The sequence below is a fragment of the Enterovibrio norvegicus DSM 15893 genome, from assembly GCF_900115495.1.
GTDB classification, from domain to species: domain Bacteria; phylum Pseudomonadota; class Gammaproteobacteria; order Enterobacterales; family Vibrionaceae; genus Enterovibrio; species Enterovibrio norvegicus.
The window spans coordinates 1-23,472 of the sequence record NZ_FOWR01000006.1 but is presented as its reverse complement, the minus strand read 5'-3'; the positions used below and the strand labels follow the sequence as shown (position 1 = coordinate 23,472).

Sequence of the window (23,472 nt, the reverse complement as noted above, 5' to 3'; positions counted from 1 at the left end):
TTGATAACTCGGTAGATTAATCACGCAAAGGCTTACCCAGCGCGGCTTACAAAAAAGTCAAGCGATGACATTTCGATGAAATTTTAATGTGACTCTACCTTGACAGGATTTTTGTCTTAACCATCTAAGAATGAACGCAATTTAGGGGACATCGATCCATATAATTGAAGTTGCATGATCAATTAAATGCATGAAAAAGGATCGTTAAATGCTGTCAATTCCCTATTTAAATGTGCTCAAAAGTTGCACACATGGTAACGGGTCAAACGCTAAGCGATTTCCAAAGTAGGGAAGGTAAAAAAAAACGCCAAGCACTGTGCTTGGCGTTGTTAGTTTCGGCGGGCCTTATTCTGCGCGTTAAAGCTCGTTAAGTTGATTCATCAGCAGTGCCTTCTTTCTCTGAGCTTGAACGCGAGCTTTGCTCAAAGGTGTATTTTAATGCCAAGTAGCCAATCACCGCAGCGAGTATAGAGCCGATAAATATAGCTATGCGTGATAGATCCACCAATGCGTGGTTGTCAGCGCCCGGGAAGGCCAATGTCGTGATGAATATCGACATGGTAAATCCAATACCACAGAGAATGGATGCGGCAACCACATGCATGAAATGCACGCCCTTGGGCAAGCTTGCCACCCCAGTCTTGATGGCGAGGTAACAGGCGGCGCTGATCCCTAATGGTTTACCAAGTAGGAGCCCTAGTGTAATTCCCAACGGGAGTGGTTCTAACAACATATCAGCGCTGAAGTCACCGAGCGGTACGCCAGAGTTCGCAAACGCAAACAGTGGCAGAATCGCAAAGCTGCTCCAAGGATGGATTCCGTTTTCCAAATAGCGGAGTGGGCTTCTCACACGGTGGTGCTTGATACGAAGCGGCACAGCGAAGCCAAGAATAACCCCTGCTACTGTGGCATGAACGCCGGATTTTAGAACAGCAACCCAAAGTATCGCCCCCACGAGTAAATACCCCGTCAAACGGGCCACCCCTTTCGCGTTCATATAGAACAATGCAGCACTTGCCAACACAGCGATAGAAAGTGCAATCACGGACAGGTCGCTGCTAAAGAACAGCGCAATAATGATAACCGCGCCTAAATCATCAATCACGGCCAATGCGAGTAAAAAGACTTTGAGGCTAACAGGTGTTTGCTTACCGAAAAGGGCCAGTACACCAAGGGTAAAGGCAATATCGGTGGCGGCAGGAATGGCCCATCCATCCAACGATTTGGGCTCATTGATGTTCAGTAGAACGAAAATGAGAACCGGAACCACCATTCCACCGATCGCCGCAATAACAGGGAACATAGCGCGGGAGCGGGTTCGCAATGCGCCTTGAATCAATTCTCGCTTTACTTCTAAGCCGATCAACAGAAAGAAAATGGCCATTAAGCCGTCGTTAATCCAAAGGAGTAAATTCTTTTCTATATCGAGGGAACCAATCTTTATGTGGATGGGTGTATCCAGTAACGCTAGGTAGTATGGAGCAAGTGGTGAGTTCGCAATAATAAGGGCCGCGAAAGCCGTGGCAATTAAGAGGATCCCGGGGGCCGTGTCGAGCTTGAAAAAGTCGCCCAGTTTTTTAATCAAAACGCGCTCCTATCCTTAGTCGCATAATACTTAAGTCTAATAAGTAAAAGGAAAAAAAGGCAAAAACTTGTCTAAACATTAATTCAAATGCATGACATTGAATAACGTTTTGCCAAAGCTTCCATGTGTTCCATCACAGGATGTCAGGTTAAGCGTAGGTGTCGAAGAGGGAGTGCACTGCAGCCATCTTGAGACAACTGCAATGTTCGGCTGGATATTTAGGCCTATTTTTTCGAAGGGATCATTTTCAGTGAGAGTGTAAGGTGAAAGATTGCCATGGGCTCATCGCCACTGATTGAGGGGCAGGTTGCCGTGATTTTCACGGGACGATTAACGCGCTCACCGGTTGAAATCGTTTTATCGAGCATTTCATCAATGGCGTGTCCGTCTACACAGGTAAATAAGACATCTGCTTCGGGCCTCTTAAGAAACTCTCCGGTAACCGCTTTGAACGCCAGCGAGATTTTTTCGCCCCGTGCTTCGGCCTTGCTCATTGCCATATAACCACCAGCGACATCAGCACCAATGGCGAGGGTGCCAAAGTACATGCTGTTGAGATGGTTTTTGGTTCGGCGTCGGGTACGGATTTTTATTTGAACTTGTTCTTCATTCAACACAAGAATCTTAGGGCGGCAATACCAGATCAATGGCACTTTAAAAAAGCCAAACAGTGCCAGCATACGGTTTGCGTGTTGCAGTGATTGTTTCATCCTTCGTCCTTGAGGCGGTTGAATACAATTCACTCTATAAACTCAACTGGTCGGATGTCAATGTGATGGTTGTTTTGACCCTAGGCTATGTGATCAAGCCAAGCAATTGTGCACGACAGAACGCCACAATGGTTTTGCTATCTTGGATTTTATTATTGGCAATCATGCTCGTAACCTCTTCTACTGAGAAATGCACAACCTCAATGACTTCGTCTTCATCCATTTCTGCTTCGCAGGGGGATAACAGCTTTGCGACGAAGAGATATTGTGTTTCATTGCAAAACCCCGGGGCAGGTAATGACTCGCCAATCGCATGCCATTCTTCTGCTTGTAAACTGGCTTCTTCTGCAAGTTCTCTCACTGCACAAACCGAGGGGGATTCTGAAGACTCTAAGGTGCCTGCGGGAAATTCATAAATCCAACGGCGAATGGAAGGGCGATACTGCTTGAGTAACACCAGTTTTCCATCGTTTGCGACGGGCAGAATCAGCACAGCACCGGGGTGTTCAAGGGTAATGTGGTTAGTGATGACACCGTTAGGCAGGGTGTGTGTTGATTCTTCGAGCGTGAAGCGCTTCCACGCGTAGAGTTGTTTAGGGTCAGACATGAGTATTAACTTACTGGCTTAAAAACAGATAATACGCTCACGCTACCCCCGAAAGATGTATTTCCTGAAGAATGTTTCGTGATATGGCAATAAAAGTGTGATCACGAACAATAAAAAATGCGGGATATTGCAGAAATATGGTAGTATTCGCGCCTAATTTCCATGGGAGTCGCCTTGGGTTGACGGGTATAGATAACTCAATAACTCCCTGTATAAAAAGAAATCATTGGAGTACTACCTTGCAATTTGAAGACCTAGGTTTAGACAAACGCCTTATCAAGACAATTGAGCATTGGGGTTTTAGTGAAGCTACTGAAATTCAAGCAGCTGCAATTCCTGTTGTTACAGCAGGAAAAGATCTGCTCGCGTCGTCTAAAACTGGCTCCGGCAAAACTCTCGCATTCTTGTTGCCAGCACTTCAGCGCGTAATGCGCGTGAAATCCCTAAGCCGCCGCGATCCCCGTGTTGTTATTCTTGCACCAACCCGTGAATTAGCGAAACAAGTGTTTGGCGAATTACGCAAACTGCTTGCAGGCACGCAATATAAAGGCGTGTTGATCCTGGGTGGCGAGAACTTCAACGATCAAGCAAAAGAATTCCGTAAAGACCCAATGTTCGTGGTGGCAACACCAGGCCGTCTTGCCGATCACCTAGAGCACCGCCACCTCAGCATTGAAGGGTTGGAACTGCTGATTCTAGATGAAGCTGACCGCATGCTTGATCTGGGTTTTGCACCACAGCTTAAAGCGATCAATGACGCTGCATCTCACCGTCGTCGTCAAACACTGATGTTCTCAGCAACGCTTAACCACCAACAAGTGAATGACATCGCAGCAGACATGCTGAACGAGCCACGTCGTGTTGCGATTGGTTATGTGAACGAAGAACATAAAGACATCGAACAACGTTTCTACCTGTGTGATCACCTCGATCACAAGCAAGCATTGCTTGACCGTGTTTTCGAGGAAGAAGAATACCAACAGTTGATGATATTCACGGCCACCCGCGCAGACACCGAGCGTCTTGCCACTGTGTTTGCGGACCGTGGCATTAAAGCCGTTGCGCTAAGTGGCGACATGAACCAAGCCGCGCGCAACCGTATCATGAACGAATTTGAGCGTGGTTTGCACAAAGTGTTGGTAACGACAGACGTTGCTTCTCGTGGTTTGGACATTTCAAACGTGTCTCACGTGATCAACTTCGACATGCCTAAACATGCTGAAGAATATGTACACCGCATCGGCCGTACGGGTCGTGCTGGTAATAAAGGTACTGCGATTTCATTTGTTGGTCCTAAAGACTGGATGAGCTTCAAGAGCATTGAAGGCTTCCTCGATAAGAAGATGACCTTCGCAACGTTTGAAGGCTTGAAAGGTAAATTCACCGGTCTTGCACCAAAACGTAAGAAGACCTTCGCCAAGAAACCGACGAAAGCGAAGAAAGTGCAGAAAACCAATGCGAAGAAAGATGCGCCGAAGCAACGTAACAAGAGCTTCTACAAAGGTGTATCTGTGGGTGACCAAGTCTTTGCGGTTAAGAAGAAAAAAGCGCCAGACACCGAATAAGGTTTCTGCTCTAGCAAAATATCTAAGCGCACAACTCTGTGCGCTTTTTTTATGTCTTTTTCTTGAGCCTGTTGCCTGACTAAATGCCTTTACGCTCGTTGGGTATTCTCATTGAACACTCGCCGTTCCAGTTCTTAACTTTTACATGACTCATAAAAGAGACATTTAGAAAATAACCAATGAAAAATCGGCAAGAATGTGACCCGGGTTACGTTCATATCAATTAAGGGCTGTTTTGCTTTTGCCAATATTCATAAACTCCGACCAGTTAAGAAAGCGCTTTCTTAACGCCATCATTCCTCTAAAGCCAATGACGTAAGGACACTTCATTAGATGAATACGCTAAAACTTCTCACACTGCTCGGCATCTCGTTCTTTTTGTACGGCTGTGGTGGAGGAGGTGATGATGGCGACTCCAACTCTTCAAAATATGCGCTGACCGTATCGGTTACCAATAGCCTAACGGGTCAGCCAATAGAAAATGCAGATGTCTCTGTCGATAACGTAAGTCAAATAACAAACAGTGCAGGTACGGCGACACATAGCGTGCCCAATGGCAACCTTTCCATTGTCGTTTCACACGACGATTATGCCTCTAAGCGTTTAAATTTCTCTGTGGGTAACGCTGACCGCAGCCTTTCTATCACGTTGTTGAAAACCGCGAACGATTCAGATAATCAAAACATTGATGGTGGCACCGACAACGGCGGCACAGATGGCGGCACCGACAGTGGCGGCACAGATTCAGGTACTGATGGTGGCACAGATGGTGGCACTGACAATGGCGGCACTGATGGTGGTGATAATGCGTCCGAAGAAACCCGCGGTTACGTGTTCCACTCCGAAATGGAAGATTCGTTCAAGTTTGATAGCAACGGTAACCCTTGGACATCCGGTGCGACAGTCAATGAAGTCGTAGGTGGTGATTATGATCGCCAATACAGCGTCACCAGTGGAAATGGCTGGGGAGGCGACTGGGCTGTTGTTGCATGGGGGCATGAGAACAATGAGACATCTGATGCGGGTATTTACGATGTGCTGCGCTTCAAATTCAAATCTGCTCAAGCAACCACAGTAGAAGTGTCTATTCAAAGTAAAACCGAAGAAGAATCAAAAATTACTTATGCACTCTCGTCGGCGACCGATTTAGGTAACGGCTGGAAAGAGATGGAAGTGGCGTTCCCGCATTTTGAAGAGCTGACTTGGATAGGGCTGATGTTCCCTGTTAACGGTACCGTGGATGTCGCAGATGTGTATCTTGTAGATACGGGCGAGAATTCTGATGCCTATCAAGGTGATTACACCATCACGCAATATGGCGCAGGGAATATTTCTGACACGTTTAATCCTGAAGGCTACGGCTGCACTGTGGATCATGGATTCTGGATTTCAAATGCGGGCGTTGTAAGACCCGAAGCGGGCTCGTGCGATAACATCGCCACGCCAGTACCGTTATTCCCGCACCTTGCTGATGACATAAAAGAACAACCCGTACCGACGCATAAATGGTGGGGCTCTGTTTCCTTCCTGGGTGAAATGACGATTGGTGATGCTGACTCAGCGGCCTACATTACGCCTGATCCTCTAACGGCACGTGTATCGAACAAAGGCTTCCGTGTCATGGGTATTCCAAACGGTTTAGCTGCTGGAGAAAGCACTTTCTTTTATACCGTGCCTGCGCCGTTTGATGAGGTGTTTGATGGTATTGCAATTACAAATTCGCAATTCACTGAGCTAGAAGGTTACCTCAAAGACCACAGTGACGGTTCTGTCACGGTTGAGTGGAGTTCAAACAACACGCCAGTGATGGAAGCAACGTTTGTTCATGGCTCCCCGTATGTGTATGTGAAGGCCTATCAAGGCAATATCGTTATTAAAACACTGCGTTCTGACGGGGTGGAGAAAGGTACTTTCTACAACAAAAATAACAGCTTGGGTATTTGGACCAGCGTTGCTGGCAATCGAAACGATTTCTTGATTGTGGGTGAAGGTGATACGCAATTTACCGGCGCATCGGGTTCATCTATTACCGTTATCAATGACACTAATGAAGTGACGGTGTCACTACTTCCTTCGACGAATGGCACACCGTCAGACACGGTAAGTGCTTTCTTTGAAGGGCCTGCAAGGAATGTGGTTCGTCATGTGAATGTTGATTACTCTGTAGATCGTGCAACCAATGACGTGACTGTATCTCATGCGTATGTCGATAGCGAAGGGACGCCTGTAGAAACCATCGCCGGCTTGCACCCGATGCATTGGAAAAACAGCACCACTGCCACGAGTGAACACAAAGTACGAAGCGCCCGTGGTGTGGTGAAATTCGCTGAAGTATCAGAATTTAGCTACACCATCCCGTTTGTGGGCGTATTGCCATACCTGCCATCACTAGAAGAAAACTATGACCTTCCATTGCTAAAAGGCCTTGTGACTGAGTACATGAACAAAGGCACAAGCGGTTGGAACCCATATACTGATACCTACTGGTCAGGTAAGAGTTACGGTAAAGCGGCTGAAATAATCGCCATTGCACGTTCGATTGGGATGGACGCTGAAGCGAACACACTAACGGCATGGTTAAAATTTGAACTCGAAGATTGGTTTACTGCTGATACCTCTGGCGGTCTCGATACGGTTAAATATTTTGTGTATGACGAGACATGGACAACACTGCTCGGTGTTGAGGAATCTTTTGGTGCGCACCAACAGCTAAATGATCACCATTTCCACTATGGGTATTTTGTGCGTGCTGCTGCTGAAATTTGTCGAACCGATAAAGCTTGGTGTGGTGCTGATCAGTATGGACCGATGATTGAACTATTGATCCGTGATTACGCTGCGAGCAAGGGGGATGACATGTTCCCTTATCTGCGCAACTTTGACCCTGCGAACGGTTTCTCATGGGCATCAGGTCATGCGAACTTTGCGTTGGGTAATAACAATGAGTCTACCTCTGAAGCAGCAAACTCTTACGGCGCAATTGTGTTGTATGGTTTGATCACAGGGAATGATGAGTTAACGGAAAAAGGCATGTATTTGCATGCATCATCCAGTGCCGCGTATTGGGAATACTGGAACAACATCGACGGTTACCGCAATGATTCGCCAAATTACGCCGATAAAGGGGATGACTACGATAACTTCCCATCAGGGTATAACCGTATTACCACATCGATCATTTGGGGGCATGGAACGTCTTTCTCTACATGGTTCAGTGGCGCTTACGCGCACATTTTGGGTATCCAAGGTCTTCCACTGAACCCATTGGTGTTTCATGTCGGCCAGCATGCGGATTACATGGAAGATTACGTGTCGCTTGGGTTGGAAGAATCAAGCAACGGCAAGCCTTCGGGCTTGGTTGATGGCCAATGGCGTGATATCTGGTGGAACCTTTGGGCAATGACCGATGCTGAGGCATCGATTACTGATTACGAAACCGTGGGTTCGAACTATGTAACCGAAGAAGGTGAGTCGAAAGCCCATACCTATCATTGGATCCATACATGGAAGGCGCTTGGGCAATTAGAAACCGGGACGGGCGAGCTTACTGCAGATTCTCCGACAGCGGTCGCATTCAAGAACGGTAATACCATGACTTACGTGGTTTATAACTTCTCGGATTCAGCGCAAACTGTTCGGTTCAGTGATGGGCAAACAGTGAATGCCGTGGCGAATGACTTTACGGTGGTTGAGCGTTAAACATCATATAGTGATAAACCAAAACGGGGTGCCTGAATGGCACCCCGTTTTCAGTTTCAGGCAGCGTGTAGCAGAGATCAAAACATCAAGACGTTTTGCTGTATACACAATGCCCGTATGAATAGGTGTGCGCGACGGCCCGATCATCCCCGAGGGTCATCAAGACAAACAGCTGATCTTCGAGTGATTGCGTGTGTTCCATACGGAATTTCATCAACTGCGTTGCATGGAGATCCAACACAACAAAATCGGCTTCTTTCCCTGCTTCAAAGTTTCCTACGTGTTCATCAATCGACAATGCTTTCGCACCGCCTAACGTGGCTTGATAAAGGGATTTGAGTGGGTGAAGTTTTTCGCCTTGTAGCTGCATCACCTTGTAGGCTTCGCTCATGGTTTGCAGTAACGAAAAGCTTGTACCCGCGCCGACATCTGTGCCCATGCCCACTTTAATGCCTCTGGCTTCCATATCATTTAAAGGAAACAACCCAGAGCCGAGAAAGAGGTTTGAGGTAGGGCAGAATGCAATTGCTGATCCTGTATCTGAAAGGCGCTGACATTCGCTATCACACAGGTGAACACCGTGAGCGAAAATGGAACGAGAGGAGAGCAATCCGTGCTGATCGTACACATCAAGATAGTTGTCGCTGTCTGGGAATAATTCCTGAACCCATGCAATTTCCGACGGATTTTCTGACAGATGCGTGTGCAGGTAAACATCGGGATATTCTTGCAGTAGCTTTCCTGCCAAGGTTAATTGTTCCGATGTACTGGTGGGTGCAAAACGGGGAGTCACCGCGTAGTGAAGTCGTCCTTTGTTGTGCCATTTCTCAATCAATGCTTTGCTGTCCGCATAGCCTGATTTGGGGGTGTCGGTGAGATCTTCGGGGGCATTTCTGTCCATCAACACTTTTCCTGCAATCATGCGCAGGTTGCGTTTCTCGGCTTCTTGGAAAAACACATCGACAGATTCTTTGTGCACGGTGCCAAACACCAGTGCGGATGTGGTGCCATTCCGCGCCAGCTCATCCAAAAATTGCACCGCGACGTTGCGGGCATACTCGACATCTTTAAAGCGTTTTTCTTCGGGAAAGGTGTAGTTGTTTAACCAATCCAACAGTTGTTCGCCATAGGCGGCGATCATGCCTGTCTGCGGGTAGTGGATATGGGTATCAATAAAACCGGGTGTGATCAGCTTGTTTTCAAATGTGGTCAGCGAGACAGCGTCGTCCAGCGTGGGAAGAATATCTTTGGCATATCCAACCCGAATAACATGCCCATCGGCAACAACTAAAATCCCATCGTCGAAATATGCATACGAGTCTTCCAAACCTCGCTCTGTTGGGTTTCCCAAACTATGGAGAATGGCGGCGCGAAAGGCATAGGTAGAGCTTGCTTTGGGATCTTTCATTCTGGATGACTTCCTTGTTGCGCCTTGAGCTTAAGCGGTTCGATTGCTGGTCGAGTTACGTCGTTTTCTTGGCTGTCATTGTTAGTGCTGGTAGTTGGACGTTTACTGCCGATAGTTTCACCTTGGTAGCAAGCGATAAGTTCCCCTGCCACAGACACAGCAATTTCGGCAGGGTGCTTACCCTTGACCGAGGCAATACCAATGGGGCAAATCATGGTATTGACGGCGTCTTGAGAAAAACCACGTTCAAGCAATCTGTAATCGAAGCGTTTGCGCTTAGAGAGTGAACCTATCATGCCGAAATACCGGCTATCGCCCCGTTTAAGAATGGCGCGTGCGAGATCGAAATCAAGCTGATGGTTATGTGTAAGTACAAGATACATGGCGTTTTCAGGTAAAGAAGAGACCTCTGCGACAGGATCGTCGGTTACCCATTTTTCTATATTACTGGGTATGTGGTTGGGAAATTGCGCTTCACGCTCGTCTATCCAATACACCTTAAAAGGTAGAGTGGCGAGAATGGGAATGAGTGCTTTGGCGACATGCCCAGCACCAAAGACGGCGAGTACATGCCGAGGCTGCCCTATGGGTTCAAAGCTGAGCGTTACCATGCCGCCACAACATTGCCCAAGTCGAGCACCAAGGTTAAATTGTTCTACCTTCATGTCGGTGTCGGCGTTGATGAGCATCTCGCGTGCTGTCTTCATCGCAATGTGCTCTAAGTGTCCGCCGCCAATGGTTGCAATCACATCTTCCTCAGTGACGAGCATCTTGGTGCCAGCACCGCGCGGCACTGAGCCTTTGTCTTCTAACACTGTCACCATGACGCAAGGGATACCTTGGGTTTCAAATTGGGCGAGTGCTTGGATCCAGTTGTCCTTAAACATGCGGCCTCCTTATTTTGTTGCCAAGGTGTCTTCGAAAAGCGGAAATTCTGTCGGGCGCTTTCCTTTGCGAACACGCTTTATCGCGTTATAGACCTGCTCGGGGGTCGCGGGCGCAGCGAGGTAGGGAACTTCTCCGTTTTCGGAAACGTTATTTACAGCATCGCGAATGGCGCTCCAGACAGAAATAGCGAGCATAAACGGCGGCTCACCTACCGCCTTGGAGTGGAACACCGTGTCTTCGGGATTGGTGCGATTTTCTACCAAATGCACGTTAAAGATGTCGGGTGTGTCAGCAACCGCAGGGATCTTGTAACTAGCGGGGCCACTTGTCATGAGTTGGCCGGCATCATTCCACACTAATTCTTCGGTGGTGAGCCATCCCATGCCTTGAATAAAGCCGCCTTCAACTTGGCCTATATCAATGGCGGGGTTGAGGGAAGCGCCGACATCATGAAGGACATCAACACGCAGCACTTTGTATTCACCAGTGAGGGTGTCAATCAGCACTTCTGAACAGGAAACGCCCCACGCGAAATAGTAGAAGGGGCGTCCACGCGCCGCGTCATGATCGTAGTAAATTTTCGGCGTGCGGTAGAAACCAGTAGAAGCCAATGAAATCTGATTAAACCAACACAACTCAACGAAGTCTGCAAATGTCATGGTGGCTTGGTCGCCGCACGAAACGATGCCGTTACTAAAAAGAATCGTGTCTGGTGAAACCTTGAAATGGCTGCTGGCAAAATCCACCATGCGCTGTTTGATTGTCAGTGCGGCGTTTTGTGCTGCTTTACCATTGAGGTCAGTGCCTGATGATGCCGCCGTGGGCGATGTGTTCGGGACTTTTTCAGTATTGGTTGCCGTGCACTGAATGGTGTCGATATCCACGCTGAAGGTTTCCGCCACAATCTGTGCGACCTTGGTGTTTAAACCTTGGCCCATCTCTGTCCCGCCGTGGTTGAGCGAAATGCTTCCATCGGTATACACAGTGACAAGTGCGCCTGCTTGATTAAGAAAGGTTGCAGTAAACGAGATGCCGAACTTCACCGGGGTGAGGGCGATGCCTTTCTTCAACAACGGATTTTCAGCGTTGAACTTCGCGATTTCTATGCGACGTGCTTGATACTCACAGGACGCTTCAAGTTCTTCCGTCATGTCTTGAATGAAGTTGTCTTCGACCTTTTGGAAGTAATGCGTTTCGTCCCGTTCGTTGTCGGCGTAGTAATTGATCTTGCGGACGTCGAGCGGGTCCTTCTTAAGGTGGTAAGCGATGGTATCCATCACATGCTCAATGGTCATCATGCCTTGTGGGCCACCAAAGCCGCGATAGGCGGTGTTGGACGCTGTGTTGGTTTTCACGCAATGGCCAGTGACGGTGGCATTGTTCAGGAAATACGCATTATCCGAATGAAACATCGCGCGGTCGACGATAGAACGCGACAAGTCGGGGGAATGTCCTGCGTTGCCCGATACAATAATCTCAATGCCTTGGATCAGACCGTCATCATTGAAGCCGACCTTGTATTGGTTGTAGAAAGGGTGACGCTTGCCCGTCATCATCATGTCTTCACGACGTGGCAGGCGGAACTTCACAGGGCGACCTGTTTGCACCGCGATGACGGCGGCGATACAAGCGGGCCCCGCAGCTTGGGTTTCTTTGCCCCCAAAACCACCACCCATTCGACGCATGTCGATCAGCACCTTGTGCATGGGAATGCCCAAGACTGAACCCACCAACTTTTGCACTTCTGTCGGATTCTGGGTGGAGCAATACACGATCACGCCGCCATCTTCGGTGGGAACCACACTCGACACTTGGGTTTCAAGGTAGAAGTGCTCCTGACCGCCGATGTGCAACGCGCCTTCGAGCTGATGTGGTGCGTTCGCGATGGCGTTTTCCGAATCGCCCCGTTTTTGCTGGTGACTGTCTGTCACGAATAATTCTTGCGCCAGTGCTTGTTCAACATCCAGCGCGGCGGGCAGTTCGCTGTATTCGATAATGGCTGCTTGTGCGCCTTTGCGGGCGTTTTCTAAGCTGTCTGCGGCAACGGCGATAACAGGTTGGCCCACGTACATGACTTTTCCATCTGCAAGCAAAGGATCACCAGGAAGAATCGGACCGATATCGAGCTCGCCGGGAATATCTTCCGCGGTAAGCACGGTATGAACCCCGTCAATCCCATAGCAGGGCGATACGTCGAGGTGTGTAATGGTGGCGTGCGCGAGCGGGCTCATCAAAGCGTAAACATGCAACTGATTAGGAAACTCGCCATGATCATCAATGTATAGCGCTTCACCAGATACTTGTTTCTCAGCACTCTCATGCTTCACAGATTTACCCACACCCGTTGCGAGATCTTGTTTCGCCTGTGCTGACATTTCTTCTAATGTCATTGATGGTGATGTTTTACGAGACATGATGAATAACCCTCGTTGCTATTGTGTTGCCCGATGCTGCGTCTTTGCCATAACTCGCTAAACGTTGTTCGATATACATGCGATACAGAAGGTTGGCTGCCGTTTCTAATCGATATTCTTTGCTGGCGCGAAAATCAGTGATAGGCGCAAAATCATGCTCAAGGGCTAACATTGCCGCTTGAATGCTTTCCGTTGAAAGTGGTTTTCCGAGTAAAGCTTGTTCACTGTTTGTCGCTCTGGCAGGTGTTGCAGCCATGCCGCCGAAGGCTATACGCACACATGTGACAATGTCACTTCCATTGGCATCATTTCCAAATGTTAAGCGAAAGGCACCGCACACGGCAGAGATATCGTCATCGAAGCGCTTAGATATTTTGTAGGCTTTGAACATCTGTTCTGTTTGGGGTTTTGGGATGCGAATCGTTTGAATAAACTCAGACGGTTGGAGCGCGGTGACTTTGTAATCTTTGAAGAAATCCTCGATTGGGATTTCTCGTACCGCGTCGCCACGACGAAGCTCGATAGAAGCACCAAGTGCGATTAACAATGGAGGTGCATCTCCGATGGGAGAGGCATTGGCTATATTGCCACCGACAGTGCCTTGATTGCGGATCTGCAAAGACGCAAAGCGCTGGATCAAGGTACCGAAATCCGGATAGTGTGGCGTGAGCGCAGAGTAGACATCGGTTAAAGGCACATTTGCTCCGATCTCAATGTGTGTATCCGTCTCTTTCACCACTTTGATGTCATTGACCTGACCGACGTAAATGAGTTCATCAATGTCACGATAAAACTGCGTTACCTCAAGCGCCAAATCCGTGCCGCCTGCTAATAACCTGGCGTTAGGGTGGGCAAGTAATACATCCGCTAATTCATCACTGCTTTGCGGGGTAAATGCAGATTTCCCGTCAAATTGATGCTCCAAGTTAGGTGGAGCAATGCTGGAAAGACGTGCAATGGTCTCTTTCTCTAATTCAGCAAACTGATCGCGAATAGGCTGGCTCTGGCTAAGAGACAATGCTGCCTCGACGATGGGTCGGTAACCCGTGCATCGACAAAGGTTTCCAGCGAGTGCTTCGTAGGTTTCTTCTTTGTCTGCGTTTGGCTTATTTTTGGTTAGCGCGAACATCGACATGATAAAGCCGGGTGTGCAAAAACCACATTGACTGCCATGGTGTTCGACCATTGCCTGTTGAACAGGATGAAGTGACGTTTTATCTCTTAGATCTTCAACGGTGATGAGTTGCTTGCCATGAAGCGCAGAGACAAAGGTCAAACAAGCGTTAACACTTCGGTAGGACAAGCTTCCGTCGACCACCTCTCCCAACACCACAGTACAAGCGCCGCAATCGCCTGAACCACACCCTTCCTTGGTGCCGGTTTTCGCTATGTGTTCACGAAGGTAATTTAAGACCGTCATATTCGGTGAGATGGACGATTCTTCACGTAATGTTTGATTGAGTAGAAAACGGATCACGTTGCCTCCAGCAAGTTTTGGCTATCCATTGATTCAAACTTAATGAAACCTGACTGATTGGTCAACTTTTAGTTAACAACTCCGTAACCTTGATGATTTGCGATAAAATCAATTAATAACAGGCAGATAGTTGTATTGTCGGGGTCGTATATAAGAATAAACATGAAAAATTGTATACAATATGTGAGATTGATCGTTTTCAATAACAGTTGAAAAACCCGAAAATGACTACGTTATCCGCTTAGAGAAGTTTTTCAGTCACCCTCATGAGGAAGAACGGCTTACGTGATAAGGGAACTTAGTTGATAGACGATAAGGGAACTTTGTAGTGGTTTAATGAACCCGGACACCATTTAAGGTGCTAACGGAATTGGAAGGAAAACGAGAAAACGGGAAAACTGGGAAAGGGAATTCTTAAAATAGCCACTGTTGACTCGATGACAAAGAGCAGACAGTGGCTTAGAAAACGTGAATAATTGTTAGGCTTTTTTCTTCACAACGTTAGAGAAAACTGCATGAAGATCATTCACTGGATTATCATCATCCAACTTCAATTTAGATTTGATGTGTTCCAAGTGTGATTTCATCATCGCTACAGCCCGAACCTTGTCACCGGCTTCTATTGCATCCAGCAATTGGGTGTGTTCATCAAAAGAACAGTTAGTGTGCTTGCTGGATTCGTACAGAGCGATGATCAGAGAAGATTGCGACACTAAACTGCGCTGAAAACTAGCCAACGGAATGTTGTTCGCCATTACCGCTAGCTCGATATGAAATTCACCTGAAAGGCGGATGCTTCGACCCGTGTCGCCTTGAGCAATAGCCTCGTGCTCTTCAGAAACCAACGCGCGACACTTAGCGATTTGCTCTTTTGTCGCATGCACGGCTGCTAACTCAATGATTGCCAATTCCATCACTTCTCGGGCTTTTAGGATTTGCAGTGCTTCCTGAACGGTTGGTGACGCGACGATTGACCCTCTGTTAGGGCGTGTGCTCACCACCTGCTCTACCGACAAACGTAATAGGGCACGACGGATGATGGTACGACTGACACCGAAAATTTCGCCCATGGCTTCTTCGCTGAGTTTGGTGCCAGGGGGAAGACGCTGCTCTAAAATAGCATCAAAGATATGCCCATAAACGATGTCATCTTGCGTTTGCTTTGGCCCTAACATCTTGTCTTTTTTCGTATTTTTTTTCATGAGTCCTGTCATACGGCCTCTTTTTCCTCTCTGTCACGCAATAATTCGAACCGAGAACGTGTCGTTCTACCTTAAACGGTGCACCATAAATGCAATTGCATGAATATTTTGTATGGAATCAGATAAGCAGATTGTACAGCATGCATTAGCTAATTGTACTTTAGAGTCGAGGAATTAGCGCATTGCCCGCGAAAATAGGGCGAGAGGTGGATTGAAAAGGTTCGAATCACAAGAGTAGACGGAAAAGACCAAGAATAGAAAGTTCTAGGTTCTTTTGGCCGCGGCAGCGGCCAAATACATTAAACAGCAGATCTTCCATTGGTTCTGCTTCGGAAAACATTCACACACCGTCTCGACGTTGTATTCATGCTTGAAAGCTAAACACAAAAGAAATCTACGCAAACACCAAGCTGTCGGTCAGCATGTGTGCTGCAAGTATCCCTGATATTGCGACGGCTTCATCCGTGTCCGATGTGTCACCAGACACACCAACCGCACCAACAAGTTCTTTGCTTTCATCTCTGATTAAAATCCCGCCGGGTACAGGTACCAAATTACCTTGTGCGAGTGTTGAAACGGAAGAAATAAAGCAAGGTCTTTGCTGTGCATCATCGGCAATTTTTCGCGATGAACAGCCGAGCGCGAGTGCGCCCCAAGCTTTTGCAATGGCGATGTCTGGTCGTAACATGCTTGAGCCATCTTGCCGTTGAAGTGCGATGAGTGCGCCGCCTTTATCAAGTACCGCAACCGTGAGTGGTTGGGTGTTTAATTTTGATGCAGCGTGAAACACTTCATCGGCAATTTCTAGTGCTTTTGGCAATGTTAGGATTTCCATTTGCTTTCTCCTCATTCCCTTGCGGGAGCTTAGTGATGGCTTTCTGCACGCGAATCGTTTTGAGCAGCGATAAATCACGCTCTAACGAAGCATACGTGCAGTGAATAGCCATCAATTTCAGTTATTCGAGCATCTCGTAGCATGGAAGGGTTAAGAAATCCGCAAAGTCATCGTCAGTGGACAGTTGATAGAAAACAGCTGATGCTTCATCGAATTTACGTACGTGATCTTGCGTGGCTTCTGAATGCATTGCTTCCACTTTCATGGCGACAGTTTCTTCCTGTAACCATTGCTTGAAAAGGCTGTCTGTGAAAAGCCGTCCATCATCAAGTTGAACTTGGTGTTTCAGCCATTGCCAGATATTCGCGCGGGAAATTTCTGCCGTCGCCGCATCTTCCATGAGGCCAAAAATGGGTACACAACCCACACCTCGAAGCCATGCTTCCATGTAGAGCACGGCGATACGAATATTCTTTCGAACGCCCGCTTCATTTTTTGGCCCTTCACAGGGTGAAAGCAGAGTGGAAGCGTCAAAATTGCCCTCGGGCATGACATCGAGTTGGTTGGGTCGACTTTTCAGTTTCTGATCGAAAATCTCGCGCGCTAACGTTACCAAGTGTGGATGCGCAACCCAGGTTCCGTCGTGACCGTTGGCGGATTCTCGTTGTTTGTCTTCAATCACTTTCTGCGTCACGAACGCCATTTGGGTGGGATCTTTCGATGGAATGAATGCCGACATACCGCCAATGGCCAATGCACCGCGTCGATGGCAGGTTTGAATAAGGCGCTTACTGTATGCATCAAGAAAAGGGGTGTCCATACCCACGGCGTGGCGATCAGGAAGCACTCTGTCTTTGTGATGTTTTAGCGTTTTAATGTAGCTAAAAATGTAATCCCAGCGACCACAGTTCATGCCCACAATATGCTCTTTCATCGCATATAAGATTTCTTCCATTTGGAAAACGGCAGGTAAGGTTTCAATCAGTACTGTGGCGCGAATGGTGCCAATGGGAACATTGAAGTGGTTTTCCATAAAGGTAAACACATCGTTCCACCATGCCGCTTCTTCCATGGATTCAAGCTTAGGAATATAAAAATACACCCCTTGTTCTTGTTTGGCGCGAGAGGCGTAGTTATGGAAAAAATACAGCCCTACATCCATCAAACACCCGGGAATAGCTTGGTTATTTAATTGAATGTGAGTTTCTTTTAAATGCAAACCTCTCGGACGCATTATCAGCGTTGCTGGGTTGTCGCCAAGTGCATAGGATTTTCCGTTTTTAGGGTCAAGGTGTGTGATAGAGCCATCGTTCGCGGCTCTCATATTGATTTGACCATTCACCATGTTTTCCCATGTGGGAGATGTTGCGTCTTCAAAGCAACACATGAACACATTTGCGCCGGAATTTAGTGCATTAATCACCATTTTTCGATCAATTGGCCCTGTGATTTCGACTCTACGATCCAGTAAATCATTTGGAATCGGTGAGACGCGCCAAGCGGTACTATCTCGGATGGCTTTTGTGTCTTTTCGAAAGTCAGGGAGCTGTCCTTGGTCAAACGATACTTGTGTTTCTAGGCGTTTTTCGAGAAGCGCTTCAAGGCGAAGCCCAAATGTCTCGACCAACAATTCCACAAACGAAAGTGCTTCGTCCGAAAGAACCGACTCTGCCTCTTTATTGAAGGCTGAACCTGTCACGATCATGCGTTGCTCTATGTGAGAGGGAGAGTGTTTTGCTGAAGGTGGTGTAGAGCACATGTCTTTTTCTGATGTTGTTTCATGATCCATTTGTAAGCCTCATATTGTTTTTATATTTGTATACATTTAAACAAGTGTAACGATACGGTTATATCGGATAACACGTAAACAATCAAAACAAATTGATAACATTTATCACGTTGCATGGTGTGAAAAATTTATGGTTTATAGAGGTTAAATAGGTGGTTATCTCAATAAATCCGAGACTTAGTGGTTCACGATGAAATGCAGTGCGAGTGAAAAGTTAAGATTGCGTTAAAAAACACTTGATGATCATCGCTAATCGATCTAAGAATACAATGTAAATTGATATTGTATACAATTGGAGTGTGTGATGACGAAGATGAGAGCCATTGATGCTGCTATCGCGGTGCTGAAAAAGGAAGGTGTTACCAAGGCGTTTGGTGTTCCTGGTGCTGCTATTAACCCGTTTTACTCGGCGTTAAAGCTGGGTGGGGGTATTGAGCATATCCTAGCGCGTCATGTCGAGGGGGCTTCACACATGGCGGAGGGCTACACCCGTGCAAACCCCGGCAATATTGGTGTGTGTATTGGCACCTCTGGACCTGCGGGCACTGACATGATCACCGGGCTCTATTCTGCTCAAGCTGATTCTATTCCTATTTTGTGTATTACAGGCCAAGCGCCACGCGCACGTTTACATAAAGAGGATTTTCAAGCGGTTGATATCGAATCCATTGCGCAGCCTGTCACCAAGTGGTGCTCGACTGTACTTGAACCAGCGCAGGTGCCACGTGCAATTCAGCATGCGTTTCACGTTATGCGTTCAGGCCGACCTGGGCCTGTTCTGATTGATTTGCCGATTGATGTGCAATTGGCTGAAATTGAATTTGATATTGATAGTTACGAGCCATTACCTGCTTACAAACCCTCAGCAACACGTCGACAAATCGAAAAAGCGCTTGAGATGTTAAATGCGTCTGAGAAACCGCTGTTGGTCTCTGGCGGCGGAGTGATAAACGCGGATGCCGCTGAACTGCTGCAAGAGTTTGCAGAAATTACAGGTGTGCCTGTTATTCCAACCTTAATGGGATGGGGAACCATTCCTGACGATCATGAATTGATGGTGGGCATGGTGGGTCTCCAAACAGCCCATCGTTATGGGAATGCGACGTTACTTGAATCTGACTTGGTGTTTGGTATCGGCAACCGCTGGGCGAACCGGCATACAGGGTCGGTGGATGTGTATACCCAAGGTCGACAATTTATTCATATCGACATTGAACCGACACAAATTGGCCGCGTATTTTGCCCTGATCTTGGCATTGTTTCAGATGCTGGCCGTGCACTAGAACTGTTAGTCGAAGTGGCCAAAGAATGGCGTGCAGCAGGCAAGCTTGAAGATCGCACCGCTTGGGTATCAGCTTGTCAGCAACGTAAAGCAACGATGCTGCGAAAAACCCACTATACAGAGCAACCCGTAAAACCCATGCGCGTTTATGAAGAAATGAATCGCGTGTTTGATCGTGATACTTGCTACGTCAGCACCATTGGCCTCTCACAAATCGCGGCGGCCCAGTTTCTTCATGTGTACAAGCCTCGACATTGGATCAATTGTGGCCAAGCTGGCCCATTAGGTTGGACAGTTCCCGCCGCTCTGGGTGTGAGAGCTGCGGATCCAGAACGCGATATTGTGGCGATATCCGGTGATTATGATTTCCAATTCATGATTGAAGAGCTGGCGGTGGGTGCGCAGTTTAACCTCCCGTACATCCATGTGTTGGTCAATAACTCCTACCTTGGCTTAATCAGACAAGCCCAGCGTCAATTTGATATCGATTACTGCGTGCAACTGGCGTTTGAAAACCAAAACGTCGATGAACATGCTGATTACGGTGTCGATCATGTCACTGTGGTGGAAGGTTTGGGCTGTAAAGCGCTTCGTGTAACAAACCCGGAAGACATTGCTTCCGCGCTAGAAGAAGCAAAACGGCTGATGAAGACACACCGTGTGCCCGTGGTGGTGGAGATCATGCTTGAGAAGGTCACCAACATCGCCATGGGAACGGAAATCGATGCGATTAATGAGTTTGAATCTCTGGCTGAATCGCTGGCGGATGCACCGACCGCACTTGCCGCCAGCAAATAGAACGCATCTTTTCGTTTCAGGATAAATCGGACTGTGTGGCACCGCGTTTCAGTGTTATCGCAGCCACAGAATAAGGACATCGCAATGCCAAAATTGACCGCAAATCTCTCGATGTTATTTACAGAGTTACCTTTCATGGCGCGTTTTAGTGCCGCCGCCCAAGCGGGTTTTCGAGGTGTCGAGTATCTCTTCCCTTATGAGGAAAATGCCTTAGACATCGCATCAGAACTGGAGAAGCATCAGTTACAACAAGTCTTGTTTAATCTCCCCGCAGGAGATTGGGGGAAAGGTGATCGAGGTATTGCCGTCGACCCAGCCCGTGTTGAGGAGTTTCGACAAGGCATCCCTGTCGCCATTGCGTACGCCAAGGTGCTGGGGTGTCATCAATTGAATTGTCTTGCGGGCATTGTTCCATCTGGCGTCACGCATGAAGCGGCGGAAGCGACCTTTATTGCAAACCTTCAGTTCGCCGCTGATGCATTGGAAGCTGAGGGCATCACTCTCTTGATTGAAGCCATAAACACGCGTGACATACCGGGGTTTTTCCTCACAACCACCACGCAAGCGCAGCATATTCGCAAGGCGGTTGGCAGTCCAAATCTCTTCATTCAATACGACATCTATCACATGCAAATCATGGAAGGTGATATCGCCAGAACCATGCAGGAAAACGTAAAGGATATTCGTCATATCCAACTTGCAGATAACCCAGGCCGCCACGAACCAGGAACAGGGGAAATCAATTATCACTACTTGTTTACATGCATTGATGACATGGAATACGACGGCTGGGTAGGGTGTGAATACAAACCCAAAAGATCGACACAAGTGGGCCTAACGTGGCTTAACGACTACGACGTGAATAAGGAGCAGTAAGATGAGCACAATTGCATTTATTGGTACAGGCATCATGGGTAAGCCGATGGCGAAAAACCTGCAAAAATCGGGCTATCAATTGCATCTCTCTGAAGCACGCTCACCGGCTCCAACATCCCTTGTTGACGGCGGTGCAAAACGTTTTCCAAGTAATAGACTTGCCGTTGAGCATGCGGATTTCGTCATTATCATGGTGCCAGACACGCCTCAAGTTAAAGACGTGCTGTTCGGGGATGATGGCATCGATGCCATGTTAGCTGCAGGCAAAACCGTGATTGATATGAGTTCGATTTCGCCCATAGAGACTCGACAATTTGCAGAACGCGTTAAAGCATTGGGTGCAGACTACCTTGATGCGCCAGTTTCTGGCGGTGAGGTTGGCGCAATCAATGCCGCGTTGACCATCATGGTGGGCGGCGCTCCTGACACCTTCGACAGCGCATTGCCTTTGTTCGGCGCGATGGGGAAAAACATTAATCTTGTAGGCGACTGTGGTGCGGGACAAGTGTGTAAGGTTGCCAATCAAATCATCGTGGCACTGAACATTGAAGCAGTATCGGAAGCCTTGGTGTTTGCCTCCAAAGCAGGCGCTGATCCGGCGCGCATCCGTGAAGCCTTGCTCGGTGGGTTCGCCAATTCTAAGGTGTTGGAAGTGCACGGTGAACGTATGGTCCAAGGTACATTCGATCCAGGTTTTAGAATCGCACTTCATCAAAAAGATCTGAACCTCGCTCTAACTGGTGCTGCTTCCTTAGGTGTGGCATTACCTAATACGCAAAAAGCCCAAGAGCTTTTTGAGATATGTGCAGAACAAGGTGGCGCGAGTTGGGATCACTCCGCCATGGTAAAAGCCATAGAAACCTTATCTAACCACAGTATTCGCTAAATACCCTTCTGAAACATGATCTTTACCGAGACCCATGTAAGCTTTGCCCGGTACTGATAGGTCCGGGCCTTTTTCTGGCAAGATGCAACACACGCCAAATCATGCTTCTTGGATGAGGCAAACGCATACAATTCGTTATCAACCAGTGAAAACAACGATGAATGCCGCGAATCTGTTGGGGTATTAACGCCTTAGGCTGGATGAATCTTCCGTGATTCATTACAGTTGAAGCATGGCTTACTCACCCATGCAGGGATAATGTCTCGGATCAGAGCGAAGAATCAGGAAAAAATCATTGAAGTCGCTAGCCTCTTGTTTGCAGAAAAAGGCTATGCCGCCACCACGACAGCAGAGATCGCGCTGCGAGCCGAGATTCCAAAGCCCAACCTCTATTACTATTTCAGTAGCAAAGACAAGCTTTATCGCGCCGTGTTAGAAAGCGTGACACAGCCTTTGCTTCAAGCTTCTTTGCCCATCGAACAACTGGAAGACCCACAAGAAGCACTCACCCAATATATTCGCACCAAGTTGCGAATATCGCGCGACCATGCTGCGGCATCAAAAACTTTCGCTGCAGAAGTCATGGCCGGTGCGCCACATCTACCCAGCGATATCGCTGAAGCCTTGATGGATCAATCCAAAATGATGCTGTCCAAATTCGACCGTTGGATAGAACAAGGCAGGATTGATCCCGTGCCTGTAAAACACCTGATGTTTATGCTCTGGTCATCCACTCAAACCTATGCCGACTTCAACTGGCAAATCTGCCAAGTCAGCGGAAAATATGCACTCGAAGACGATGACTTCAAAGATGCCGAAACCTTTTTAGTTGGGCTGGTGTTGAAAGGGTGTGGTGTGAAGGAACGTCAGTAGGTTTATGTTTTTATTCGTTGAGGTGCCTGTCCCACTAGATTTATGAAGTATTGAATTCGGCATTGCATTACAAAAGGACTATTGAGGCTTAATGAGCGGTAGGTACATAGTAGATGAAGTGAGTAACAATTCACTCTTTGATATTGATGTTTCGCATATTAAAACCATCCCAGACAAAGTGACAGACCCCAACTATCATATTTTTGAATTTTCAGTTGGAGCTTCAACGCATGCGCTACCTAATATTGGATTAATGTTTGGAAGTGGTACTGTCCACTTCCCCTTTAGCGAGACAATGCATAGCTAGAGGTTTCCAATTTCCTCCGGTATTCGGTCGGAGGGATGTTTCCTAAGCTTTCGTGGGTACGTTCTTCGTTATAATCACACATCCACACCCATGCCATATCTCTAACCTGTTCTATGGATTCAAACAAATAGGCATTGAGGAACTCCCGGCGGAATGAGCCATTAAAGCGCTCTACAAATCCATTTTGTTGAGGTTTGCCAGGCTGGATATATATAAGCTCGATATCATGAGCTTTACACCAGTCGGTTAATTGTTCAGATATAAGCTCGGG

Annotated in this window: 17 protein-coding genes; 6 read left to right on the top strand and 11 right to left on the bottom strand. The window is 47.6% G+C overall.

Translation table 11 applies throughout. The annotated features are described in order from the left end of the window. Positions 1 to 367: 367 nt before the first annotated feature. The 3 genes from nhaA to BM082_RS05025 form a co-directional block, all read right to left on the bottom strand. Complete coding sequence (nhaA, locus tag BM082_RS05035; protein WP_017015629.1) at positions 368 to 1,585, bottom strand: Na+/H+ antiporter NhaA; 1,218 nt, start codon at positions 1,583 to 1,585, stop codon at positions 368 to 370. A gap of 224 nt (positions 1,586 to 1,809) precedes the next feature. Next, positions 1,810 to 2,295, bottom strand: coding sequence for a DUF4442 domain-containing protein (locus tag BM082_RS05030; protein WP_074925585.1), 486 nt, complete (start codon positions 2,293 to 2,295; stop codon positions 1,810 to 1,812). An 85-nt stretch (positions 2,296 to 2,380) separates the two neighbouring features. Next, complete coding sequence (locus BM082_RS05025) at positions 2,381 to 2,902, bottom strand: NUDIX hydrolase (protein WP_017012437.1); 522 nt, start codon at positions 2,900 to 2,902, stop codon at positions 2,381 to 2,383. Positions 2,903 to 3,141: 239 nt separating this feature from the next. On the opposite strand from BM082_RS05025, the gene BM082_RS05020 reads away from it, so the two are divergent. Next, complete coding sequence (locus tag BM082_RS05020; protein ID WP_017012438.1) at positions 3,142 to 4,467, top strand: DEAD/DEAH box helicase; 1,326 nt, start codon at positions 3,142 to 3,144, stop codon at positions 4,465 to 4,467. A gap of 333 nt (positions 4,468 to 4,800) precedes the next feature. Continuing rightward, the gene (locus BM082_RS05015; RefSeq protein WP_074925582.1) at positions 4,801 to 8,166 is read left to right on the top strand and encodes a glycosyl hydrolase; all 3,366 of its coding nucleotides are present in this window, start codon (positions 4,801 to 4,803) and stop codon (positions 8,164 to 8,166) included. Positions 8,167 to 8,251: 85 nt separating this feature from the next. On the opposite strand, the gene guaD is transcribed toward BM082_RS05015, so the two are convergent. The 7 genes from guaD to aceB all read right to left on the bottom strand — a co-directional run bounded on the left by guaD (position 8,252) and on the right by aceB (position 18,149). Beyond that, positions 8,252 to 9,574 carry a guanine deaminase gene (gene guaD, locus BM082_RS05010; protein WP_074925579.1) on the bottom strand — a complete coding sequence of 441 codons (1,323 nt, stop codon included), beginning with the start codon at positions 9,572 to 9,574 and terminating at the stop codon, positions 8,252 to 8,254. Next, positions 9,571 to 10,461 (bottom strand): xanthine dehydrogenase accessory protein XdhC, encoded by an 891-nt coding sequence (gene xdhC, locus BM082_RS05005; RefSeq protein WP_074925576.1) that lies wholly within the window; start codon positions 10,459 to 10,461, stop codon positions 9,571 to 9,573. Before xdhC ends, guaD begins: the two co-directional genes overlap by 4 nt. 9 nt (positions 10,462 to 10,470) lie before the next feature. Then, positions 10,471 to 12,876, bottom strand: a complete 2,406-nt coding sequence (gene xdhB / locus BM082_RS05000; RefSeq protein WP_074925562.1) for a xanthine dehydrogenase molybdopterin binding subunit — start codon at positions 12,874 to 12,876, stop codon at positions 10,471 to 10,473. Then, positions 12,866 to 14,353, bottom strand: a complete 1,488-nt coding sequence (gene xdhA, locus BM082_RS04995) for a xanthine dehydrogenase small subunit (protein WP_017015623.1) — start codon at positions 14,351 to 14,353, stop codon at positions 12,866 to 12,868. Before xdhA ends, xdhB begins: the two co-directional genes overlap by 11 nt. 479 nt (positions 14,354 to 14,832) lie before the next feature. Further along, on the bottom strand, positions 14,833 to 15,567 hold the full coding sequence (locus BM082_RS04990; protein ID WP_017015622.1) for a GntR family transcriptional regulator: 735 nt from the start codon (positions 15,565 to 15,567) through the stop codon (positions 14,833 to 14,835). Between the two features lie 382 nt (positions 15,568 to 15,949). Continuing rightward, positions 15,950 to 16,390 carry a GlcG/HbpS family heme-binding protein gene (locus BM082_RS04985; protein WP_017012445.1) on the bottom strand — a complete coding sequence of 147 codons (441 nt, stop codon included), beginning with the start codon at positions 16,388 to 16,390 and terminating at the stop codon, positions 15,950 to 15,952. A 121-nt stretch (positions 16,391 to 16,511) separates the two neighbouring features. Then, the gene (aceB, locus tag BM082_RS04980) at positions 16,512 to 18,149 is read right to left on the bottom strand and encodes a malate synthase A (RefSeq protein WP_371734710.1); all 1,638 of its coding nucleotides are present in this window, start codon (positions 18,147 to 18,149) and stop codon (positions 16,512 to 16,514) included. Positions 18,150 to 18,483: 334 nt separating this feature from the next. On the opposite strand from aceB, the gene gcl reads away from it, so the two are divergent. From gcl to BM082_RS04960, 4 genes are all read left to right on the top strand, one after another. Beyond that, positions 18,484 to 20,259: a glyoxylate carboligase gene (gene gcl, locus BM082_RS04975; RefSeq protein WP_074925559.1), complete on the top strand. Its 1,776-nt coding sequence runs from the start codon at positions 18,484 to 18,486 to the stop codon at positions 20,257 to 20,259. Between the two features lie 84 nt (positions 20,260 to 20,343). Beyond that, positions 20,344 to 21,135, top strand: coding sequence for a hydroxypyruvate isomerase (gene hyi, locus BM082_RS04970; RefSeq protein ID WP_074925556.1), 792 nt, complete (start codon positions 20,344 to 20,346; stop codon positions 21,133 to 21,135). A 1-nt stretch (position 21,136) separates the two neighbouring features. Beyond that, on the top strand, positions 21,137 to 22,021 hold the full coding sequence (locus BM082_RS04965; RefSeq protein ID WP_074925553.1) for a 2-hydroxy-3-oxopropionate reductase: 885 nt from the start codon (positions 21,137 to 21,139) through the stop codon (positions 22,019 to 22,021). 258 nt (positions 22,022 to 22,279) lie between these two features. After that, positions 22,280 to 22,894 carry a TetR/AcrR family transcriptional regulator gene (locus BM082_RS04960; RefSeq protein ID WP_074925550.1) on the top strand — a complete coding sequence of 205 codons (615 nt, stop codon included), beginning with the start codon at positions 22,280 to 22,282 and terminating at the stop codon, positions 22,892 to 22,894. 284 nt (positions 22,895 to 23,178) lie between these two features. Here the strand turns inward: BM082_RS04960 and BM082_RS04955 are convergent. Beyond that, positions 23,179 to 23,472: integrase core domain-containing protein (locus BM082_RS04955; RefSeq protein ID WP_139218772.1), on the bottom strand; the 294-nt coding region annotated here is incomplete at its 5' end.